We start from the raw sequence: 6,302 nt of genomic DNA, 5'->3' as shown, positions 1-6,302 counted from the left end.
CTTGTCTATCACGATCTGCTGTCGTACGGGACAGAAAGAATTGCGAAGTTCGTCAAACGGTATGCAAACATGGATGAAGAAGCGGAAAAGGGCCTGAAAGCTTATATCACTGAAGTGAAGGCAGGAATCTTCCCGGCCGGAGAGCACAGCTATACGATGAAAGAGGAAGAGCTGGCAGGACTTTATGGAGGAAAATCATGAAAATCATTACATCACCAGGAGAAATGCAGCAGCTCATGCTGGATGAAAAAAAGGCAGGCCGTACAATCGGGTTTGTGCCTACTATGGGATATCTGCATGAAGGGCATCTCTCCCTTCTGAAGCGGGCGGGAGAAGAAAATGATGTAATGGTTCTGAGCATCTTTGTGAATCCGCTTCAATTTGGCCCGGCAGAGGATCTGGATTCTTATCCGCGGGACTTTGAGCGGGATTCCCGTCTAGCAGAAGCCGAAGGGGCCGATTACCTTTTCAGCCCTGCACCTGAAGACATGTACCCTGGCGGAGTCCCTTCTGTTTCAGTCATTGTAAACCGAAAGACCGATGTATTATGCGGCAAATCCAGGCCAGGCCATTTTGCTGGTGTAGCAACGGTTGTCTCTAAATTATTTCATATCGTTTCCCCGGATAAAGCTTATTTCGGCAAAAAAGATGCACAGCAGCTGGCAGTGATAGAGAGCCTTGCACATGATCTGAATTTCCCTGTCAAGATAATAGGGGGAGAAACGGTAAGGGAGCCGGACGGCCTTGCAAAAAGCTCCCGGAATGTCAGGCTGCTTCCGGAAGAGCGGAAGGAAGCACCGGTTTTATACGAGAGCCTCTCAGAAGCGGCACGATTGATTGCGGAAGGAACAAAGGACACAGAGCAGCTTAAAGCGCTCATACGCAGCAGGATAAAAGCAGAGAGCTCGGGGAGCATTGATTATGCTGAGATTCTTTCCTGGCCGGAATTAAAAGAAACAGATAGAGCTGAAGGCACAATCATCATCGCTCTTGCCGTTAAATTCAAACATGCACGCCTGATAGATAATATAATCATTGCAGTCTAACAACTGATCGGAGGAAAAGACATGTTCCGCACCATGATGAATGGAAAGATCCACCGCGCAAAGGTGACAGAAGCTAATCTTAATTATGTGGGCAGCATTACAATTGATAAAGACCTGCTGGATGCGGCAGGAATGGCTGATAATGAGAAAGTCCAGATTGTCAATAACAATAACGGTGCAAGATTCGAAACATATATCATCCCAGGAGAACGGGGAAGCGGCGTAGTCTGCCTGAACGGGGCGGCTGCAAGGCTTGTCCAGGTCGGCGATACAGTCATCATCATATCTTATGCCCTTGTCCCTGAGGAAAAAGTAGATTCCCATAAACCTAAGGTAGTCATTATGGGAGAAGGCAATAGCATAACCGGTCTGCTCCATGCTGAGCCGGCTTCAACCATACTTTAAGAATGATCATTCACTATAAAGAAAAAGGGCTGCATTGCAAAACGGCAATGCAGCCCTTTTTGCAGGCGGCATTTTCCTGTCCCTGGGATAGAATCCTGAATAAACCCCGTGCTGATGGGAAGAAAAATAATGATGGGGAAGGCTGTTTGCCTTTTTTATTTTCCGCTTTTGTGATACCGTTTGAATGACTGAATGTTTGAGGTGTAACCGATGAGTAATAAATATGTAGTAGTTGATTTGGAAACTACAGGAAATAGCGCCAAAAAGGGCGATAAAATCATTCAATTCGCTGCGGTAGTCATGGAAGGCGGAAAGATCATCGATCAATATTCCAGCCTGCTCAATCCCGGGAAGGAGATTCCGGCCTTCATCGAGGAGCTGACCGGGCTTAATGACAGCATGGTCTCTGATGCTCCTGTGTTTGCAGAAATAGCACCTAAAGTGATGGAGCTATTGGAGGATGCCTATTTTGTGGCGCATAATGTTCTGTTCGACCTCTCCTTTCTGCAGGAAGAGCTTCTGGATGCAGGCTTCCCGGGCTTTTATGGGCCGGTCATCGATACGGTTGAGCTGGCACGGACGGTGCTGCCCTGCTCTGACAGCTATAAATTGTCTGATCTGTCTGCCAAAGAAGGCATCATGCATGATAGGCCGCACCAGGCGGACAGCGATGCCTATGCCACTGCAAAACTGCTGCACATCTTTCTGGAACGCCTTGAGGAATTGCCTCTGACAACGATCAAACAGCTTCTAAAGCTTTCAGGAGGGCTGAAAAGCGACCTTGATCTCATTTTGGAGGATATCCTCCTTAAAAAGCAAGGGACGGCGGAGAGACTTCCTGAAGGGATAGAAATACATAACGGAATCGCCATTAAGGCAGGCGGGGTTCTGGAAGCAGCATCAAGCCGCCTGCCGGCTCCTGTTTATCCCGCAGGAAGCCGGGAAAAAGAGGATATGCTTAAGAATGCATTTCCGGATTATGAACTGCGCCCCGGCCAGCTTGCCATGATGGATGCTGTCTATCAATCCTTTTTAAATAACGAGCATACACTGGTCGAAGCAGGCACCGGCACAGGGAAAACCCTTGGCTATCTGCTTCCGGCAATCATTTTTGCCAGGCAGGAAGGAGCCAGGGTGCTGATCAGCACTTATACTGTCCAGCTTCAGGAGCAGCTGCTTTCAAAAGACCTGCCCCTGCTTGAAAAACTTCTGGGCTTCCCTGCCAATGCTGTGCTCTTAAAAGGCAGAAAGCATTATTTAAGCCTTGCCCGATTTGAGCAGTCATTGAATGAAGCGGATGATAATTACGATACTACACTTACAAAAATGCAAATACTGGTCTGGCTGACTGAAACAGCTACAGGCGATGTGGACGAACTGAACCTTTCCAGCGGCGGTGCTGTTTTCTGGAATAAGATACAAAACGGGGACAGCAAATTCATCAGCGAATCAGGCTGGAAATCAAGGGATTTCTATAACAGAGCAAGGAAGAGCGCAGAAAATGCAGATCTGATCATTACCAATCATGCTATGCTTTTGAACAGTCTTTCAGGCGAAAATCAGATCTTCCCTTCATATGATTATGCAGTCATAGATGAAGGGCATCAGTTCAGCAAGGCCGCCGGAAAGCATTTTGGCTTCTCAATCGATTATTTATCTCTCCGGCTCCTGCTTGGAAAAATCGGGCTCTATGATCAAAAGCAGCTCCTCTATAAGCTCGAGCGGCTGCTTGAAGGCAGGGCCGCTATGGACGGTGCTGCTCATCCTTTTGAGCTTAACAGGCTGGTTGCTGATCTTCAGTATGAGATGGATGAGTTTTTTAAGCTGGTAGGGATTTATGGAAAGAGGAAATTAAAAGCAAGGAAATATGCATCCAGCAAAATAAGCTTCAGGCTAACAGATATAACCCCGCGGGATTTCAAAGCGGTGGAGGCTTCTGCAGAGCGCTTTTCTTTCTTGGTTCTGGACCTTATCTCAGCGCTGGAGGACAGGCTTCAGCTGCTTGTGCCTTTAACCGGCGAACTGGCACCGGGTGACCAGGCGCTGCTGGAGGAGATCTCAGCCTGCATCGGCGAACTGAGGGATGTACGTGAAAGCATCAGGAAAACCATATTTGCCGGGCAAACAGCCTGTGCTGTCTGGGTTGAGCTGGACGGCAGAGCAATGCAGAACGCCACGACTGTTTACTCTCAGCCGATTACTGTCGCAGGAAATCTGAGGGACGGCTTCTTCAATCAGAAGAAAAGTGCTGTTATTACATCTGCAACTCTTTCTGTCGGCCAGTCTTTCGATTATATTATGGATGAACTGGGCCTTGACCGGTTCAGCTGCCAGACAGAACTGATAGAGTCCCCATTCGACTATGCTTCACAAGTCAGGCTTGCCGTACCATCGGATTTGCCTGAAATCAATTCCGTTCCTCTGGAGGAATATGTTTCGGCGATCACAGAGCATATCATCTCACTGGCTGAAGCGGCGAAGGGGAGGATGCTGATTCTGTTCACCTCACATGATATGCTCCGCAGGACCTATGAGCTCGTGAAGGAAAGCGGCTTTCTTGAGGAATATGTCCTAATAGCCCAGGGAATCACGTCTGGAAGCAGGACAAGGCTTACAAGGAACTTTCAGCGGTTTGACAAGAGCATTCTTTTTGGGACAAGCAGCTTTTGGGAAGGTGTGGACATTCCCGGTGAAGATCTTTCATGCCTGGTGATGGTCAGGCTGCCGTTCTCTCCTCCGGATGAGCCTCTGGGGGAAGCAAGGAAGGAAGCGATTCAGAGCAGGGGAGGCCGGCCTTTCTCCGAGCACGCACTCCCCGAAGCGGTCCTTCGCTTCAAACAGGGAGTCGGGAGGCTGATCAGAACAAAGAATGACCGCGGAATAATTATTGTATTCGACCGGAGGATCGTCACAGCGTCATATGGCAGGGCATTCCTTGATTCCATCCCAAGCATACCAGTTAAGGTAAGCCCCCTGGACGCTATTGTTGACCTTGTGGAAGATTGGCTGCAATAAGGTAAAATATGCCGGGATAAGAGGATAAAAATTTTCGGATGACACACTCTAAAGGATAGCATTGGAGGAGTTCTGGATGAATATGCTATTCGCCTTTCTTATGTTGTTCACAAGCTGGTACTATGTCCCGGTTGAATCTCCATCCCTGCCGGCAGAAGTAAAAAGCATTGATTTAAAGCTTAAACGGAATGAGCTGGCAATCACGTTTTTTTCCCTGCAGGAAGGAGAATCTGCCTTAATTCAGCATCCGGATGGAGAGAATATTCTTATTAATACAGGCGGTGAAGGCTCTGGAGAAGAGCTGTCAAGGCTGCTTGGACTATATAATGTGGAACAAATATCGACTATTATCATGACAGAAGAAGATGTGAACTCCATGGTGAACGCCGGAAGCATCATAAGGGAATTCGGTGTTAAGCAGCTCGTTGCAGGCCAGGGGCTGGCCCGGAAACGGATGGGAGAGCTTGAAGAGTTCGATGAGGTGAATATCCATATATGGAGCGCGGGCACAAAGCAGCAGCTTTTCCATAATTTGAAGGCAGAGGTCCTGTTCGAAAATGAAAACCCGAAAGAAGGTATGGACCTTGAGCTTACACTTATGAAGCATAAGGTGCTGCTGCTCAATTCCAGCAGCCTCGATGCAGAAAAGGCCCTTCTCAAAAAAAATCTTTCGGATGTAAATATAGTGAAAATGCCAGGCTTCGGGCAGGGCAATTCGGTCTCAGGGCAGCTGATTAAACATCTTGATCCTCAGATCGCCGTCATCTTCCAGTCAAGGAAAGTAAAGCCTGATGAAGATCTTTTTAAAATGCTGCATGAAGCATGGATCGATGTGTATTATACCGGGGTCCATGGAACGGTCACAATAAAGTTCACTGATTTGAATTATGAGGTGATCACAATTTCCCCGGGTGAGGCAGGATAGCCTGTATGTCATATAGGACGCGCAGGCACACAGGAATATACAAAAAAGCTGCGCATGATTGCGCAGCTAAAAGACGTTGTGGACTAGAAGAAAATTTTTGGTGAATCATGCATCTTTGGTTAACGGATGATAACATCACCTGTTATAATATTGGCAAAGACCTGTTATATGGATAGTATAAGCTGTCCGGGCTGTATTATCAGCTGCAATATTTGTCAAAGGTCCGGAGAGAGGAGCAGAACAATGGAAAGCAAAATAGAAGTGCTGTCGACTGTAAAAATCGCCAACAGCCCCGATTTGTATAAAATCGTCGATTCATTGAATAGAACATTAAAGGAGAAAGATTTAATGTTCGGCCTGGCACTTGACCAGGAAGATCAAAATAAAGCGGTATTCACCATTTATCGTACATAAAGCAGAGTGATAATATGAAAAAATGGATCATCATCAGCATCATTGCGGCAGCCATTCTGATCGGGATAGCTGCTAAAGTGTATATTGCTTCAACAGAACCGGTCAAAGCAGCTTCAGAAAAAGCGTTTGAGAGGGCAAAAGAAGAGACTGCACTCGAGAGAATGGACAGTTTTACCCTTTATCACGGACAGGAAACCTTCTACGTCCTGCAGGGACAGGATAAAGCAGGAACAGAACTCATTGTCTGGGTTCCTGAGAAAAAAGGGAAGCCGGTTGTCAAAAATGCAAAAGACGGCATATCTAAACAAGAAGCGATTGATATAGTTAAAAGGGAAAAGCAGCCAAAAGAGATCATTTCTGCAAAGCTGGGGATGGAAAAGGGCTTTCCTCTCTGGGAAGTGTATTACCGCTCTAATGGCGGCCTGATCAATTATTATTATATACATTTCGAAACTGGGGAAATGCTCAAGCGGATTGAAAATTTATGATGAGGATGA

The 6,302-nt window shown here is 46.9% G+C and carries 7 protein-coding genes; all 7 read left to right on the top strand.

What is annotated here, in order from left to right; all coding sequences use genetic code 11:
- A partial coding sequence (locus CYJ37_RS12740; protein ID WP_180827350.1) for a 3-methyl-2-oxobutanoate hydroxymethyltransferase occupies positions 1-201 on the top strand: 201 nt, incomplete at its 5' end.
- Positions 198-1,046 (top strand): pantoate--beta-alanine ligase, encoded by an 849-nt coding sequence (panC, locus tag CYJ37_RS12735; RefSeq protein WP_009791264.1) that lies wholly within the window; start codon positions 198-200, stop codon positions 1,044-1,046. The genes CYJ37_RS12740 and panC, both read left to right, overlap by 4 nt.
- 21 nt (positions 1,047-1,067) lie before the next feature.
- Positions 1,068-1,451, top strand: a complete 384-nt coding sequence (gene panD, locus CYJ37_RS12730) for an aspartate 1-decarboxylase (RefSeq protein WP_009791263.1) — start codon at positions 1,068-1,070, stop codon at positions 1,449-1,451.
- A 210-nt stretch (positions 1,452-1,661) separates the two neighbouring features.
- Positions 1,662-4,466: an ATP-dependent DNA helicase DinG gene (gene dinG, locus CYJ37_RS12720; RefSeq protein WP_101550172.1), complete on the top strand. Its 2,805-nt coding sequence runs from the start codon at positions 1,662-1,664 to the stop codon at positions 4,464-4,466.
- Positions 4,467-4,542: 76 nt separating this feature from the next.
- Positions 4,543-5,391 carry a ComEC/Rec2 family competence protein gene (locus CYJ37_RS12715; protein WP_257964232.1) on the top strand — a complete coding sequence of 283 codons (849 nt, stop codon included), beginning with the start codon at positions 4,543-4,545 and terminating at the stop codon, positions 5,389-5,391.
- A gap of 243 nt (positions 5,392-5,634) precedes the next feature.
- A complete protein-coding gene (locus tag CYJ37_RS12710) occupies positions 5,635-5,805 on the top strand; it encodes a YpmA family protein (protein WP_101550168.1) in 171 nt (56 codons plus the stop codon).
- 14 nt (positions 5,806-5,819) lie between these two features.
- Positions 5,820-6,293 (top strand): cell wall elongation regulator TseB-like domain-containing protein, encoded by a 474-nt coding sequence (locus CYJ37_RS12705; RefSeq protein ID WP_094767165.1) that lies wholly within the window; start codon positions 5,820-5,822, stop codon positions 6,291-6,293.
- Positions 6,294-6,302: the final 9 nt, after the last annotated feature.

Origin of the sequence: Bacillus sp. UMB0728, assembly GCF_002858875.1 — a bacterium.
GTDB classification, from domain to species: domain Bacteria; phylum Bacillota; class Bacilli; order Bacillales; family Cytobacillaceae; genus Bacillus_AB; species Bacillus_AB infantis.
The sequence above is the reverse complement of the archived record's forward strand: the minus strand, read 5'-3'. Positions and strand labels throughout refer to the sequence as shown.